Consider the following 15,962-nt stretch of genomic DNA (forward strand, 5'->3'; position numbering starts at 1 on the left):
GATGACGTGGTGGCGCAGCTCAATGACGAGTACATCGAAAAAGGCACGCCGATGTTCATGCGCACGGTGCTGGCGCTGTTCTCCGGCGGGTTTGCCACCTTTGCCCTGTTGTATTGCGTACAGCCGATGATGCCGGCGCTGTCCCACGAATTTTCCATCAATGCCGCGCAAAGCAGCCTGATTTTGTCGGTCGCCACGGCGATGCTTGCCTTCGGCCTGCTGATCACCGGGCCGATTTCCGACAGGCTGGGACGCAAACCGGTGATGGTCGCCGCGCTGTTCTGCGCAGCGCTGGCAACCATCGCCAGCGGCTTGATGCCGAGCTGGGAGGGTATCCTGCTCATGCGTGCGCTGGTGGGCTTGTCCTTGAGTGGCCTGGCCGCCGTGGCCATGACCTACCTGAGCGAAGAGATCCACCCGCAGCACATCGGCCTGGCCATGGGCCTGTACATCGGCGGCAATGCGATTGGCGGCATGAGCGGGCGGCTGATCATCGGTGTATTGATCGACTTCGTCAGTTGGCACACCGCCATGCTGATCATCGGCGGCCTGGCGCTGATCGCCGCGACGGTGTTCTGGAAGATACTCCCGCCATCGCGCAACTTCCGCGCCAGCAGCCTCAAGCCGCGCAACCTGCTTGATGGCTTCGTGATGCACTTCAAGGACGCGGGCCTGCCGTGGTTGTTCCTGGAAGCGTTCCTGCTGATGGGCGCGTTTGTGACCCTGTTCAACTACATCGGCTATCGCCTGCTGGCCGACCCGTATGACCTCAGCCAGGCCGTGGTCGGCCTGCTGTCGCTGGTGTATCTGTCAGGCATCTACAGCTCGGCGAAAATCGGTTCTCTGGCCGACCGCCTGGGCCGCCGTCGCGTGCTGTGGGCCACCATTGTGCTGATGCTCGCCGGCATGGCCCTGACGCTGTTCACCCCGCTATGGCTGGTGGTGCCGGGCATGCTGATCTTTACCTTCGGCTTCTTCGGCGCCCATTCGGTAGCCAGCAGCTGGATCGGGCGGCGTGCGGTGAAGGCCAAGGGACAAGCGTCGTCGCTGTATCTGTTTTGCTATTACGCAGGGTCAAGCATTGCCGGGACGGCGGGCGGGTTCTTCTGGCACTTGGGCGGATGGAACGGGATTGGCGGGTTTATCGTCGCGCTGCTGATTGGCGCGTTGCTGGTGGCGTTGAAGCTGGCGAAGTTGCCGCCGTTGGCGCAGGTCTGAAGGTTTCTGGCTTTTAATGTGGGAGGGGGCTTGCCCCCGATAGCGGTGATCCAGTCAATGAATCTGGTGACTGACACTCTGCTATCGGGGGCAAGCCCCCTCCCACATTTTTGCTCTGTGTTTTATTCGTGGTATTGCGCCGACAGTTCATGCACCGCGCGCAGGAAGGCACCCGCGTGCTCCGGGTTCACTTCCGGGGTGATGCCATGGCCGAGGTTGAACACGTGACCGGTGCCCTTGCCGTAGCTGGCAAGGATGCGGCTGACTTCGGTGCGGATCGCTTCCGGCTTGGCGTACAGCACGGTGGGGTCCATGTTGCCTTGCAGTGCAACTTGACCGCCAACGCGACGGCGGGCTTCGCCAATGTCGCAGGTCCAGTCCAGGCCCAACGCGTCGGCGCCTGCATCGGCGATACTTTCCAGCCACAGGCCGCCACCCTTGGTGAACAGGATCACCGGCACCTTGCGGCCTTCGTGTTCGCGGATCAGGCCGCTGACGATCTTGCGCATGTAGGCCAGGGAGAACTCCTGGTAGGCCGCCGCCGAGAGGTTGCCGCCCCAGGTGTCAAAGATCTGCACCGCTTGCGCGCCGGCCATGATCTGGCCATTGAGGTACGCGGTGACCGACTGCGCCAGCTTGTCCAGCAGCAGGTGCATGGCGTGCGGGTTGTCGTAGAGCATGGCCTTGGTCTTGCGGAAGTCTTTCGACGAGCCGCCTTCGACCATGTAGGTGGCCAGGGTCCAGGGGCTGCCGGAGAAGCCGATCAGCGGCACGCGGCCATTGAGTTCGCGGCGGATGGTGCTCACAGCGTCCATCACGTAGCCGAGGTCTTTGTGCGGGTCCGGGATCGGCAGGGCTTCGATATCGGCCAGGGTGCTGATGACCTTCCTGAAGCGTGGGCCTTCCCCCGTCTCGAAGTACAGGCCTTGGCCCATGGCGTCGGGAATGGTCAGGATGTCGGAAAAGAGAATGGCCGCGTCCAGTTGTGGGTAGCGGTCCAGCGGCTGCATCGTGACTTCGCAGGCGAACGCAGGATTCATGCACAGGCTCATGAAGTCGCCGGCGTGGGCGCGACTGGCGCGGTACTCCGGCAGGTAGCGACCGGCCTGGCGCATCATCCATACGGGCGTGACGTCTACGGGTTGCTTGAGCAGGGCACGAAGGAAACGGTCGTTCTTGAGGGCAGTCATGTCGGCATCCGCAAAAAAAGTGCGGGCATTTTCTCAGAGCGCGACGCAAAAGGCACGGTATGTGCCGTGCCTTTTGTCTATCGGGTCAATTTGTCGCGGACTTGAAAGCGCTGCAAAACAACTGTGGGAGGGGGCTTGCTCCCGATGGCGGTGGGTCAGTCAGTGAATCTGGTGACTGATGCAGCGCTATCGGGGGCAAGCCCCCTCCCACATTTTGATCCCATTTCAACCTGGGATCGGGGTCAGACCTGCAGGTAGTCCAGGATCCCTTCGGCGGCATTGCGGCCTTCGAAGATCGCCGTTACCACCAAATCAGAGCCGCGCACCATGTCGCCACCGGCGAAGATTTTCGGGTTGCTGGTCTGGTGCTTGTACTGGCCCTGCTCCGGGGCGACGACACGGCCCTGGCTGTCGGTCTGGATCGCGAACTGCTCGAACCACGGCGCCGGGCTTGGGCGGAATCCGAAGGCGATGACCACGGCGTCGGCCGGGATGATCTCTTCGGAACCCGGGATCGGCTCGGGGCTGCGACGGCCACGGGCATCCGGTTCGCCAAGACGGGTCTCGACCACCTTCACACCTTCGACGCGGTCTTCACCGACGATGGCGATCGGCTGGCGGTTATAGAGGAATCTCACACCTTCTTCCTTGGCGTTCTTCACCTCTTTGCGCGAACCGGGCATGTTGGCTTCGTCGCGACGATAAGCACAGGTCACCGACTTGGCGCCCTGGCGGATCGAGGTACGGTTGCAGTCCATCGCGGTGTCGCCACCGCCGAGCACCACGACCTTCTTGCCTTTCATGTCGACGAAATCTTCCGGCGACTTTTCAAAGCCCAGGTTGCGGTTGACGTTGGCGATCAGGAAATCCAGCGCGTCGTACACGCCCGGCAAATCCTCACCGGCAAAGCCGCCCTTCATGTAGGTGTAGGTGCCCATGCCCATGAACACGGCATCGTATTCGGCGAGCAGTTGCTCCATGGTGATGTCTTTGCCGATCTCGGTGTTCAGGCGGAACTCGATGCCCATGCCGGTGAAGACTTCGCGGCGATTGCTCAACACGGTCTTTTCCAGCTTGAACTCGGGGATGCCGAAGGTCAGCAGGCCGCCGATTTCCGGGTTCTTGTCGAACACCACCGGGGTCACACCGCCACGTACCAGCACGTCGGCACAGCCCAGGCCCGCCGGGCCCGCGCCAATGATCGCGACACGCTTGCCGGTCGGCTTGACCTTGGACATGTCCGGGCGCCAGCCCATGGCGAACGCGGTGTCGGTGATGTACTTCTCCACCGAACCGATGGTCACCGCGCCGAAGCCGTCGTTGAGGGTGCACGCACCCTCGCACAGACGATCCTGCGGGCACACCCTGCCGCAGACTTCCGGCAGGGTGTTGGTCTGGTGCGACAGCTCGGCGGCGGCGAGGATGTTGCCCTCGGCGACCAATTTCAGCCAGTTGGGAATGAAGTTGTGCACCGGGCACTTCCATTCGCAATACGGGTTACCGCACCCCAGGCAGCGGTGGGCCTGGTCGGCCGAGTGCTGGGGTTTGAAGGGTTCGTAGATTTCCACGAACTCTTTCTTGCGTTGACGCAACAGTTTCTTCTTCGGATCTTTGCGCCCGACATCGATGAACTGGAAGTCGTTATTCAGACGTTCAGCCATGTTAAAACCTCATCAAACTCTTCAGGCGCATATCACTGCGGGTTGGCACGGATGCTGGAAAGCAACGATTTCAGGTTGGCAGCCTTGGGCTTGACCAGCCAGAAACGACGCAGGTAATCATCGAGGTTTTCGGCGAGATTGCGACCCCATTCGCTGCCGGTCTCCTCGACATACTCGTCCAGCACGTGCTGCAAGTGGTTCCGGTAGGATTCCATGGCTTCGCCGCTGATCCGCTGGATCTCGACCAACTCGTGGTTGACCTTGTCGACGAAGGTATTGTCCTGGTCGAGCACGTAGGCGAAACCGCCGGTCATGCCTGAGCCGAAGTTGTAACCGGTCTTGCCCAGTACCGCGACAAAGCCCCCGGTCATGTACTCGCAGCAGTGATCGCCGGTGCCTTCCACAACCGTATGGGCCCCGGAGTTACGCACGGCGAAACGCTCACCGGCGGTGCCGGCGGCGAACAACTTGCCACCGGTGGCGCCGTACAGGCAGGTGTTGCCGATGATGGCACTGTCCTGGCTCTTGTAGACGCTGCCTTCAGGCGGAACGATCACCAGCTTGCCACCGGTCATGCCCTTGCCCACGTAGTCGTTGGCGTCGCCTTCGAGATACATATGCAGGCCGCCGGCGTTCCACACACCAAAACTCTGGCCAGCGGTGCCCTTGAAGCGGAAGGTGATCGGCGCTTTCGCCATGCCCTGGTTGCCGTGCTTGCGCGCGATTTCACCGGAGATGCGCGCGCCGATGGAACGGTCGCAGTTGCAGATATCCAGGGCGAATTCGCCACCGCTGGCGTCGTTGATCGAGGAGCCGGCCATTTCGACCATTTTCTCGGCCAACAGGCCTTTGTCGAACGGTGGGTTGCGGTCCACCTGGCAGAATTGTGGCTTGTCGGCCGGGATGTGATCGCTGCCCAACAGCGGCGTCAGGTCCAAATGTTGTTGCTTGGCGGTCTGGCCTTCGAGCACTTCGAGCAGGTCGGTACGCCCGATCAGTTCTTCCAGCGAACGCACGCCGAGCTTGGCCAGCCACTCACGGGTTTCTTCGGCGACGTAGGTGAAGAAGTTCACCACCATGTCGACGGTGCCGATGTAGTGATCCTTGCGCAGCTTTTCGTTCTGAGTCGCCACGCCGGTGGCGCAGTTGTTCAGGTGGCAGATGCGCAGGTATTTGCAGCCCAGGGCAATCATCGGCGCAGTACCGAAGCCGAAGCTTTCGGCGCCGAGGATCGCGGCCTTGATCACGTCGAGGCCGGTTTTCAGGCCGCCGTCGGTCTGTACCCGCACTTTGCCGCGCAGGTCGTTGCCGCGCAGGGTCTGATGGGTTTCGGCCAGGCCCAGCTCCCACGGCGCACCGGCGTACTTGATCGAGGTCAACGGCGAAGCACCGGTGCCGCCGTCATAGCCGGAGATGGTGATCAGGTCGGCATAGGCCTTGGCCACACCGGCGGCGATGGTGCCGACCCCGGCTTCCGCCACCAGTTTCACCGAGACCAGCGCCTGCGGGTTGACTTGTTTCAAGTCGAAAATCAGCTGCGACAAGTCTTCAATCGAGTAGATGTCGTGGTGCGGTGGCGGCGAAATCAGCGTCACACCCGGCACTGCATAGCGCAGCTTGGCGATGAGGCCGTTGACCTTACCGCCCGGCAGTTGCCCGCCCTCCCCCGGCTTGGCGCCCTGGGCCACCTTGATCTGCAGCACTTCGGCGTTGACCAGGTATTCCGGGGTCACACCGAACCGGCCGGTTGCCACCTGCTTGATTTTCGAGCTTTTGAGCGTGCCGTAGCGCGCCGGGTCTTCACCGCCTTCGCCGGAGTTGGAACGCGCACCCAGGCGGTTCATGGCTTCGGCCAGGGCTTCGTGGGCCTCGGGCGACAAGGCGCCCAGGGAAATACCGGCGGAGTCGAAGCGCTTGAGGATAGATTCCAGCGGTTCGACTTCGGCGATGTCCATCGGCGTGTCCAGGGTCTTCACCTTGAACAGGTCGCGGATCATCGACACCGGGCGGTTATCCACCAGCGCTGTGTAGAGCTTGAACTTGGCGTAGTCGCCCTGCTGCACGGCGGCTTGCAGGGTGCTGACCACGTCCGGGTTGTAGGCGTGGTATTCGCCACCGTGCACGAACTTGAGCAGGCCGCCTTGCTGGATCGGCTTGCGCGCGCTCCAGGCTTCAGCCGCCAGGGCTTTCTGTTCGGCTTCGATATCGACGAAACGCGCACCCTTGATGCGGCTCGGCACGCCACGGAAGCTCAACTCACAGACTTCTTCGGAGAGACCGATGGCTTCGAACAACTGGGCGCCGCGATACGAGGTGACGGTGGAGATGCCCATCTTCGACAGGATCTTCAGCAGGCCTTTGGTGATGCCCTTGCGGTAGTTCTTGAACACCTCGTAGAGGTCGCCCAGCACTTCACCGGTACGGATCAGGTCGCCCAACACTTCGTACGCGAGGAACGGGTACACAGCCGAGGCGCCGAAGCCGATCAACACCGCGAAGTGGTGCGGGTCGCGGGCAGTGGCAGTTTCGACGAGGATGTTGGAGTCGCAGCGCAGGCCTTTCTCGGTCAGGCGGTGATGCACAGCGCCGGTGGCCACGGATGCGTGGATCGGCAACTTGCCCGGCGCGATATGCCGGTCGGTCAGCACGATCTGGGTACGACCGGCGCGCACGGCTTCTTCGGCCTGGTCGGCGACGTTGCGCACAGCGGCTTCAAGGCCGAGGCTCTCGTCGTAGTTCAGGTCGATGATCTGGCGGTCGAAGCCTGGACGTTCCAGGGTCATCAGCGAGCGCCACTTGGCCGGGGAAACCACCGGCGAGCTGAGGATCACACGGGAAGCGTGCTCCGGCGATTCCTGGAAGATGTTGCGCTCGGCACCGAGGCACACTTCCAGCGACATCACGATGGCTTCGCGCAGCGGGTCGATCGGTGGGTTGGTCACCTGGGCGAATTGCTGGCGGAAGTAGTCGTACGGCGTGCGCACGCGCTGGGACAGCACGGCCATCGGCGTGTCGTCGCCCATGGAGCCGACGGCCTCGTAGCCTTGCTCACCGAGCGGGCGCAGCACCTGGTCGCGCTCTTCGAACGTGACCTGGTACATCTTCATGTATTGCTTGAGCTGATCGACGTCGTAGAAAGCCGAACCGTGGTCGTTGTCTTCCATGGTCGCCTGGATGCGCAGGGCGTTCTTGCGCAGCCATTGCTTGTACGGGTGACGGGACTTCAAACGGTTGTCGATGGCGTCAGTGTCGAGGATCTGCCCGGTTTCGGTGTCCACGGCGAGGATCTGGCCAGGGCCCACGCGGCCTTTGGCGATGACGTCTTCCGGCTTGTAGTCCCACACGCCGATTTCCGAGGCCAGGGTGATAAAGCCGTTGGTGGTGGTGACCCAGCGCGCCGGGCGCAGACCGTTACGGTCGAGCAGGCACACCGCGTAGCGGCCGTCGGTCATGACCACGCCGGCCGGGCCGTCCCACGGCTCCATGTGCATCGAGTTGTATTCGTAGAACGCCCGCAGGTCCGGGTCCATGGTCTCGACGTTCTGCCACGCAGGCGGAATGATCATGCGCACGCCACGGAACAGGTCGATGCCGCCGGTGACCATCAACTCGAGCATGTTGTCCATGCTCGAGGAGTCCGAACCCACGCGGTTGACCAGCGGGCCGAGCTCTTCGAGGTCCATCAGATCGTTGGCGAACTTGGTGCGACGGGCCACGGCCCAGTTGCGGTTGCCGGTGATGGTGTTGATCTCGCCGTTGTGGGCGAGGAAGCGGAACGGCTGGGCCAGCGGCCATTTCGGCAGGGTGTTGGTGGAAAAGCGCTGGTGGAACACGCAGATCGCGGTTTGCAGGCGCTCGTCGCTCAGGTCCGGATAGAAGGCGGTGAGGTCCGCCGGCATCATCAGGCCTTTGTAAATGATGGTCTTGTGGGAAAAGCTGCAGATGTAGTGGTCGGTGTCGGCGGCGTTGAGCACCGACGAACGACGACGCGAGGTGAACAGCTTGATCGCCATGTCCTGGTCGCTCAGGCCGTCGCCTGCGATGAACACCTGTTCGATCTGCGGCAGGCGCTCGTTGGCCAGGCGGCCGAGCACGCTGGTGTCGATCGGCACTTTGCGCCAGCCGATCAGTTGCAGGCCGGCGGCGACGATCTCGCGGTTCATGTTCTCGCGAGCAGCTTCGGCTTTGACCGGGTCCTGGTTGAAGAACACCATGCCCACCGCGTATTGCTTGGGCAGGTCGACAGCGAAATGCTCTTTGGCAACGGCGCGCAGGAACTGGTTGGGCTTTTGAATCAGCAAGCCGCAACCGTCACCGGTCTTGCCGTCGGCGTTGATCCCACCGCGGTGGGTCATGCAGGTCAGGGCCTCGATGGCCGTTTGTAAAAGGGTATGACTGGGCTCGCCCTGCATGTGGGCTATCAGGCCGAAACCGCAGTTATCCTTGAATTCATCGGGTTGGTACAGACCTGCTTTCATAGACACTTTCTCACCAGGCTGCCTCTTCTATCGAGGCAAATTTCTTTTCAATTCAACCGGTTACCTTCCACGCCGAACGTACGCCGGCTTAGCGGGGGCAAAAGGGAGGTCATTGTACACACCGACACAGACGCTCACAAATTTAGCGACGAAATGTCGCAAATCTATGTCGCATTTATGAAAGGTTTAAAGCGATATGCTGTGCTAGTCAAAACTTTTTTAATTCTGACCGCTACGACTCAAAAGCTACCGTGACGCAGACACCACAAAGCGCGCGGCCTTCAGGGCTGCACGCTGTTGTCGTTTTTTTGAGGTGCTGGGAGGGCGGCCTGGGTAAGGCCGCCGGATCTTCAGCGAGTTGTCGCGAGTTCTTGTTGAACGCTGGCGACAGTTCGAGGCCAAGGTTTACCAGCCTGAACCTTCGCTGGCAAGGCTTTGATGGCAGAATCGGCTGCGGCGCGGCTTGGGAAGCTGCCGTAGGTGATCACGTAGAGAGGCTTGCCGTTGAGCACTTTCTTGAAATACCGGTACTGGCCGCCCTGCTCTTTGACGAACGCCTGGGCGTTGGCCTCGGAGCTGGTGCCGAGGATCTGCACCACGAAGTTGCCGGTGGGCTGGCTGCTGTACCAACTGCTGCCGGCGGCACCGGCCTTGGCGACGGTGGCGGCAGGCTTTTCAGCAGGCTTGGCCGCTGGCGCCGGAGCCGGAGCCGGTTTGGCAACCGGTGCAGGCTTGGCCGTGGCCACCGTCGGCGCCGGCGTCGGCTTGGCGGCCGGCGCAACCTGGGTGGCGGGGGCCACTGGGGTGGCTGGCGTGCCTGCCGGTACGCCCGCAGGCGGCGCGGTGGTCGTCACGGTTGGCGGCGTGGCGCTGGAGCCTTCCACCGGCACGCCGTCGTCGCCTTCGGAGATGCCACCGGCTTCCTCGGCCAGCGGGCCGCGCATGACCGGTTGGCCGACCATCGGCAGGTTGGTCGGTTGGCCGGAGTTGGCGAATTCGACATTTGGCGTGGGCTTGCCCAGTGGCAACTGCGCCTGTTCGGTTGGCGCGCCAGCGGTGGTCGGCGCCTTGCTGCGGCCTGGAATCAACCAGGCGGCGGCAACGGCGACCACGACAACGGCGGAAATAGCCAATACGTGCTTCTTAGGCATAGTGAACCCCATCTTTGGACGCTTGACCGCAGAGCGGCTGGCAATCATGGCTTCGATCATTGCATCGCGGGCAACCTGATTGATGTTGCCAGGCCAGCCATCGGAGCTTTCGTGAATATCAGAGATCTGCGCAGCGGAGAAAAGTTCGATACCGGCCCCCGCACCTTCGAGGCGCTGAGCCAGGTATTCGCGGGTCTCTTCTTCTTCGTAGGGCTGCAATTCGATGACGTGAAACAGCTCTTGCTCACCGCTGATCTGTTCCAGATCGGCGATCAGCGACGACTCACCGAACAGGAACACATGGGGACGACCTTCCGGCGTACCCGCCGCCAGCGCCAGCAATGCTTCGAGGGCGGATTCATCGAGTTGCTCGGCGTCATCCACCAGCAGGTAGACTTCCTGGCCGGTCAGGCCCAACTGCACCACCTGCTTGAGGATCGCGTTCGGCTCGGCGTTGGCGACGTCCAGCGCCTGCGCCACCTGGCGCAGCACGCCCGCCGCATCACCGGCGCCACGGGCCGAGACCACGACGCTCTGCACCGATTGCTTGTTGGTGCTGGCGACCAGCGCCTGGCGCAGCAATGTCTTGCCGCTGCCCAACGGCCCCGTGACCACCAGCAGCAACTGGCTGTAGCGCGCGAGGTGGTGCAATTGCCCCAGTACCGGCTTGCGCTGGGCAGGGAAGAATTTGAAACCAGGCACCCGTGGAGCGAAAGGGTCGTGGCTCAAGTGATAATGGCCGAGGAACGCCTCGTCGGCATGCAAACTAGTCATCGCGATCTTATTAACCTTTAAGCTGGGCCAGGGCGCGGTAATCCGCTCCCAGCGTGGCCTGTAAAATCTCTTTCGGATAATCGTCGGTCACCACCGCTTCGCCCATGTGGCGCAACAGCACCAGCCGCAGCCGACCGTCGATCACTTTCTTGTCTATTGCCATGTGCTCCAGGAAATCCGCTTCGGTCATCTCGGACGGCGGAATCACCGGCAAGCCGGCGCGCTGGAACAGACGGATCCCGCGATCACGCTCCTGGGCGCTGATCCAGCCCAGGCGCTGCGACATCTCCAATGCCATCACAGTGCCAGCCGCGACGGCTTCCCCATGCAGCCACACACCATAGCCCATGTGGGTTTCGATCGCATGGCCGAAGGTATGACCCAGGTTCAGGGTAGCCCGTACACCGGACTCCCGTTCGTCGGCATTGACCACCAGCGCCTTGGCTGCGCAGGAGCGGGAAATTGCCTCGGTGAGTGCCACCTGGTCGAGGGCGCGCAGGGCGTCCATGTGTTCTTCCAGCCAGGTCAGGAAGGGCTCGTCGCAGATCAGCCCGTACTTGATCACTTCCGCCAGGCCCGCCGACAGCTCGCGGGGTGGCAAGGTGTTGAGGGTGGCCGTGTCGATCAGCACGGCCTGCGGCTGATAGAACGCGCCGACCATGTTCTTGCCCAGCGGATGGTTGATGCCGGTCTTGCCGCCCACCGACGAATCGACCTGGGACAGCAGCGTGGTCGGCACCTGGATAAAGTCCACGCCACGCTGGTAGCAGGCGGCCGCGAAGCCGGCCATGTCGCCGATCACACCGCCGCCCAGGGCGACCACGGTGGTGCGGCGGTCATGCCGTGCGCGCAGCAGGCCATCGAAAATCAGCTGCAGGGTTTCCCAGCTCTTGTGGGCTTCGCCGTCGGGCAGGATTACCGAGATCACCGAGTACGCCGCCAGGCTGCGGTTCAGACGCTCCAGATACAGCGGCGCCACCGTTTCGTTGGAGATGATTGCCACCTGCCGACCGGCAATATGCGGTGCGAGCAGTTCGGGCAGGTCCAACAGACCTTCGCCAATATGGATCGGGTAGCTGCGCTCGCCTAGATCGACCTTAAGTGTCTGCATGTGTCCCCGCGTTGAAGATAGTGTGACGACCGGTAACGCCTGGATCAGACGCTGCCTGATGGCTCTACGCCATGCCCCGCAAGGTCATGGCGCGCCGCCGAGAATAGCGCATTTGCGGCCAGGCTTTAACGGGGTGCCAGCCGTTGCAGGCGCTCAAGAATATCGAGTACCACCATTCGGGGCGGCCGTTCATCGGTTTCCACCACCAGATCGGCGATCTCCCGATACAGCGGATCGCGCAGCGCAAGCAGGTCCCGCAGGGTTTTTTCCGGGTTTGCCGTGCGCAGCAATGGGCGATTGCGATCACGAGCCGTGCGGCCCACCTGCTGCTCGACCGAGGCATGCAGATACACCACCCGACCACCGGCATGCAGGGCGCGGCGATTCTCATCACGCATCACTGCGCCTCCGCCGGTGGCCAATACCACGCCATCGCAGCCGCACAGCTCGGCAATCATTGCCTGCTCGCGGTCGCGAAAGCCCAGTTCGCCTTCCTTATCGAAGATCCATGGGATATTGGCACCCGTGCGCAATTCAATTTCCTTATCGGAATCTTTGAACGGCAGGCGCAGCTCTTTGGCCAGCAAACGGCCGATGGTGCTTTTTCCAGCCCCCATCGGCCCTACAAGAATCAAATTTCGCACAGAATCAACGACTCACAGCAATCGCCTGGTTATTCATGATACGCGGAGTCAGGAATACCAGCAGCTCGGATTTTTTCTCCGACCGCACATCGCGCCGGAAAAGGCGGCCAAGATACGGCACATCGCCCAAAAATGGCACTTTATCTAGCACTTTGCTCTGGGTATTGGAGAAAACCCCGCCGATGACAATGGTCTCGCCATCCTTGACCAGGACCTTGGCATTGACCTCGTTTTTCTTGATCGGCGGCACGTCGTTGAGTTTGTTCAAATAGTCGGGTTCGTCCTTGGTGACTTTGACCACCATGATCACATGATCGTCGGGGGTGATCTGCGGCGTGACCTCCAGCGACAGCGAAGCTTCCTTGAACGAGACCGAGGTGGCGCCCTGGGACGTGGATTCCTGATAGGGAATCTCGGTGCCCTTGAGAATGCGCGCGGTTTCCTTGTCCGAGGTGACCACCTTGGGCTGTGAGACGATTTCGCCGTTGCCGGACTTTTCCATGGCGGCCAGCTCAAGGTCCAGCAGCAGGTTGTCGGTGATAAACGCCAGCCCCAGACCCGAGGTGCCGGTCAGCGAACCCAAATCGACAAAGGGTGAACTGGGTGGGTTCTGCGTTGGCTGCGCGCCATCTGCCAGGGGTTTGGGAATACCGCCGGCGCCCCAATTGCCGCGATTGAGCCGCCCACCCCAGCGCACGCCCAGGCTTTTGTCGTAATCGACATTGGCCTCGACAATGCGCGCCTCGATCATCACCTGGCGCACCGGGACGTCCAACTGCGCCACGATCCGCCGCAGCTCTTGCAGCCGCTCTGCGGTCTGGTAGGCGATGATATTGTTGGTGCGATCGTCCACCGCCACCGAACCGCGTTCGTCGGTCGCGCCTTCAAAGCCGGCCATGGACTGGAACAGCTTGGCCAGGTCCGCCGCCTTGGCGTAATTGACCTGCAGCAACTCCCGGCGCAACGGCGCCAGTTCGGCCATCTGCTTGCGCGCCTCCAGCGTCAGCAGTTCGCGTGCGGCCAATTCGTCGGCGGGGGCCACCAGCAAGACGCCGGCCATGACCCGCTTGTCCAACCCCTTGGCTTGCAACACCAGGTCCAGCGCCTGGTCCCAGGGCACGTCCTTGAGCCGCAGGGTGATCGAACCCTGCACCTCGTCTGCGGCCACCAGGTTCAGGCCGGCGACATCGGCGATTTGCTGCAATGCCGCGCGCAAATCGATGTTCTGGAAATTAAGGTTCAGTGTGTCGCCTGTGTAGCCGGCCGACGATGCGCTTTCGGGCGGCGGCAGATGGATAAGGTCGACGCGATTGGGCACAGCAACAGCCATCGGCACCGTGAACGCTATCCATAGCGCCACGCCGAAGGACAAGAAAATCCTTTTCATTGTTTGATTCCGTTATGAGTTGACGTTCAACACCAGCGTTCGCGGGCGCTCCAGCCAGAGGCCCTGTTCATCGGGAAAGCGCTCGACCAGCTCCACATGGCCGTCCTGGATGGACGTGACCTGACCATGATCCGGCCCGAGGTAATCGCCGACCGCCAGCCGATGCACCGTTGATCCGGCACGCAGCAACGCGAAGCTCTGCCCGCCGCCGGACAGCGTGCCGACCATGTCGAACTGGTCGATTGCGATGCCCTCCAGCAGCCCGCGCGGCCGTGTGAGATCCGGAGCAGGGGCGGGCCGCCCAGGCGTATGATCCGGCTGTAAGGCTGTCAGTTGAAACGGGTCGCGCAGGGAGGTCGCGTCGTACACAAAGCGCGGAGCCGGGACGCCCGCCTGTGATGCCTTGCCCCCCTGGAAAACGCCTCGATAGGCCTTGATCAGCAGCTCCAGCCGCAACAAAGCCCCTTCCGAGCGCAACGCCAGGTCATGCACCGTGACGACGCGCTGCAAACTACCCAGGGCGCTGACGAACGCCGCCAGGTCGTGATAACCCCCTGTAACGCCAACCTTCAAGGGCTGTTCGACATGGAACGGCTGCGACGCCTCGTCCATCACCTCGACGCCCTCGACCCATACGCCCTTGGCAACCGCCAGCCGAGCGATGTCTTCAAGCAAGTCCGGCACTGCAGCGTCACCGGACAGTTGCCCTTGAAGATCCGCGACGGTGTCTTCCATCACCCTGACGCGCTCGGTGTGCGCCTCAAGGTCTGCGGCCACACCGGCACTCTGTTCAAGCTGCCCGCGCAGCACTTGCTCGCGCGCCTCCAACCCGTGCAATCGCGCTCGCGAAGCGCCCAGGTATGACACCTCCGCTATCAACAGCACCAGGCCGCCGAGGGCGCAGCCAAGCAGCACCTTTCCGGGCCAGGGCCATTTTGCAGCGTTGTAGGTAAGTGCGCAAAAGTCGAGCCCGGGCAGGCTCATGGTTGCGCCTCGATGGTTTCCCCCTGGCGCACCATCAACTGAAACTGATGAGCGCCGCGCTCACCCTCTGCCTGAACACGCTCGAGCCGCGCCGAATGGCCGCCTTGCGACGCCTCCAGCCGACGCATCAACTGGGCGATATCCTGGTTGCTGTCGGCACTGCCGCGGATGCTGAGCGTGTCGCCGTTGGCGACCACCTCATGCAGGTGAACGCCATCGGGCATCGTGCGCGCCAGCTGATCGAACAGCCGAGCGCCGGAGGAGCGAGCGTCGTGCAGGTCCTGCATCACCTTCATGCGCTGCGCCAATTGCTGGCTTCGCTCCTGCAGGTCGTCGATGGTCTTGATTCGTGAGTCATGCGCGGCAACATTTCCGTCCAGGCGCACGTTGCGGGTGACCTGCCGGTCTATCGCCTGGTCGATCACTTGATCGGCCAGCCACACCGCCGCGAGCGCCAGGCAGGCAAACGCCAGCAAAAGCACCAACAAATACTTGCGGCGCCGCTCGGCCAGCAGTTGGCGCCAAGGCAAAAGATTGATTCGTGTCATCCAGCGAAACTCCTCAGGGCCAACCCGCAAGCCACTCCCATCCCGTGGGCATCGGCGGCCCATTGTGCGCCATCGACTCGATGACCTGGCGTGAAGCTGGCAAAATCCTGACGGCAAGCGCGCTCCAATGCAAATGCTTCGACATCCACCACCCGTGTCACCAGCCCGGCCAGGCCCAGGACCGCCTCGCGCGCCTCGACCTGTTCGCGCAGGCAAGCCGCCAACATGACCTGCACCCGCCCGGCGCCCTGGGACGACGGGCCGCGTACCTGAAAATCGATGGCGACTTCGTCCAGAGGATAAGGAATGTACTGGTCGGCCTCCATGTGTATCTGCCAGGCCCTCTCTTCGTCGCTGAGGCCTGCGTCCATTTCGATCACCCGCGTAATCACCGACGGGCCCGAGACGGCCACGGCTGCGTGCCTGGCGCGACTGTGCAGCCGCGATAATACCTGCTGCAGCGCCCGCCCGGCCCCTTCAAGGTCGAGCACGGTGCCATCGACCACCGCATGCGCCGGCAACCCCTGCGCGGCGTAGCCCTGAATGCTGAAACCTTGCGCCGAACGGCCCAGCTCGATCAGCTTGATACCTCGGTCATTGATGTCGACGCCGAGAACGATGGCGTGTTTTCGCCTGAAAAATCCCTTTCCCATAAAACTCCCTAAAGCTTTGCCTGTCTTACCGCCTGATTGCCTCCGGGCCGTGCATTCGGTCGACTTGTTTGAGCCGTGCGAATGACGCCCGGAGGCGAAAATGCTTTAATGCCCAGCGTTTTTTCCCGCTTTTTATCTGCCGCCCGGGTCGATCCATCGTTCG

At 62.3% G+C, this 15,962-nt stretch carries 10 protein-coding genes and 1 pseudogene; 1 reads left to right on the forward strand and 10 read right to left on the reverse strand.

What is annotated here, in order from left to right; genetic code table 11:
* Window positions 1-6: 6 nt before the first annotated feature.
* A complete protein-coding gene (locus tag BFQ00_RS23090) occupies window positions 7-1,218 on the forward strand; it encodes an MFS transporter (RefSeq protein ID WP_371914207.1) in 1,212 nt (403 codons plus the stop codon).
* Window positions 1,219-1,340: 122 nt separating this feature from the next.
* On the opposite strand, the gene hemE is transcribed toward BFQ00_RS23090, so the two are convergent.
* The 10 genes and pseudogenes from hemE to pilM form a co-directional block, all read right to left on the reverse strand.
* Complete coding sequence (gene hemE / locus BFQ00_RS23095; protein WP_065934868.1) at window positions 1,341-2,408, reverse strand: uroporphyrinogen decarboxylase; 1,068 nt, start codon at window positions 2,406-2,408, stop codon at window positions 1,341-1,343.
* 242 nt (window positions 2,409-2,650) lie between these two features.
* A complete protein-coding gene (locus BFQ00_RS23100; protein WP_065892113.1) occupies window positions 2,651-4,069 on the reverse strand; it encodes an FAD-dependent oxidoreductase in 1,419 nt (472 codons plus the stop codon).
* Window positions 4,070-4,101: 32 nt separating this feature from the next.
* Window positions 4,102-8,547, reverse strand: coding sequence for a glutamate synthase large subunit (gene gltB, locus BFQ00_RS23105; protein ID WP_065934869.1), 4,446 nt, complete (start codon window positions 8,545-8,547; stop codon window positions 4,102-4,104).
* Between the two features lie 350 nt (window positions 8,548-8,897).
* Window positions 8,898-10,472: an SPOR domain-containing protein gene (locus BFQ00_RS23110; RefSeq protein ID WP_065934870.1), complete on the reverse strand. Its 1,575-nt coding sequence runs from the start codon at window positions 10,470-10,472 to the stop codon at window positions 8,898-8,900.
* 10 nt (window positions 10,473-10,482) lie between these two features.
* Window positions 10,483-11,583 (reverse strand): 3-dehydroquinate synthase, encoded by a 1,101-nt coding sequence (gene aroB / locus BFQ00_RS23115; RefSeq protein WP_065934871.1) that lies wholly within the window; start codon window positions 11,581-11,583, stop codon window positions 10,483-10,485.
* A 125-nt stretch (window positions 11,584-11,708) separates the two neighbouring features.
* Window positions 11,709-12,227, reverse strand: a complete 519-nt coding sequence (gene aroK, locus BFQ00_RS23120) for a shikimate kinase AroK (protein WP_065885698.1) — start codon at window positions 12,225-12,227, stop codon at window positions 11,709-11,711.
* Between the two features lie 4 nt (window positions 12,228-12,231).
* Window positions 12,232-13,479 (reverse strand): annotated as a pseudogene (locus BFQ00_RS23125) (type IV pilus secretin PilQ); the annotation flags it as partial.
* 147 nt (window positions 13,480-13,626) lie between these two features.
* Window positions 13,627-14,598: a pilus assembly protein PilP gene (locus tag BFQ00_RS23130; protein ID WP_065934872.1), complete on the reverse strand. Its 972-nt coding sequence runs from the start codon at window positions 14,596-14,598 to the stop codon at window positions 13,627-13,629.
* On the reverse strand, window positions 14,595-15,146 hold the full coding sequence (locus BFQ00_RS23135) for a PilN domain-containing protein (RefSeq protein ID WP_065885700.1): 552 nt from the start codon (window positions 15,144-15,146) through the stop codon (window positions 14,595-14,597). Before BFQ00_RS23135 ends, BFQ00_RS23130 begins: the two co-directional genes overlap by 4 nt.
* The gene (gene pilM, locus BFQ00_RS23140; RefSeq protein ID WP_065934873.1) at window positions 15,143-15,799 is read right to left on the reverse strand and encodes a type IV pilus assembly protein PilM; all 657 of its coding nucleotides are present in this window, start codon (window positions 15,797-15,799) and stop codon (window positions 15,143-15,145) included. Before pilM ends, BFQ00_RS23135 begins: the two co-directional genes overlap by 4 nt.
* Window positions 15,800-15,962 lie beyond the last annotated feature (163 nt).

The sequence above is a fragment of the Pseudomonas sp. 28 E 9 genome (assembly GCF_900004785.1).
Classification (GTDB): domain Bacteria; phylum Pseudomonadota; class Gammaproteobacteria; order Pseudomonadales; family Pseudomonadaceae; genus Aquipseudomonas; species Aquipseudomonas orientalis_A.

Coding starts and splice junctions, on each gene's coding strand:
- BFQ00_RS23110 (WP_065934870.1), bottom strand. CDS start 10,472: ATGACTAGTTTGCATGCCGACGAGGCGTTCCTCGGCCATTATCACTTG.
- BFQ00_RS23100 (WP_065892113.1), bottom strand. CDS start 4,069: ATGGCTGAACGTCTGAATAACGACTTCCAGTTCATCGATGTCGGGCGC.
- aroB (WP_065934871.1), bottom strand. CDS start 11,583: ATGCAGACACTTAAGGTCGATCTAGGCGAGCGCAGCTACCCGATCCAT.
- pilM (WP_065934873.1), bottom strand. CDS start 15,799: ATGGGAAAGGGATTTTTCAGGCGAAAACACGCCATCGTTCTCGGCGTC.
- hemE (WP_065934868.1), bottom strand. CDS start 2,408: ATGACTGCCCTCAAGAACGACCGTTTCCTTCGTGCCCTGCTCAAGCAA.
- BFQ00_RS23130 (WP_065934872.1), bottom strand. CDS start 14,598: ATGAGCCTGCCCGGGCTCGACTTTTGCGCACTTACCTACAACGCTGCA.
- BFQ00_RS23135 (WP_065885700.1), bottom strand. CDS start 15,146: ATGACACGAATCAATCTTTTGCCTTGGCGCCAACTGCTGGCCGAGCGG.
- gltB (WP_065934869.1), bottom strand. CDS start 8,547: ATGAAAGCAGGTCTGTACCAACCCGATGAATTCAAGGATAACTGCGGT.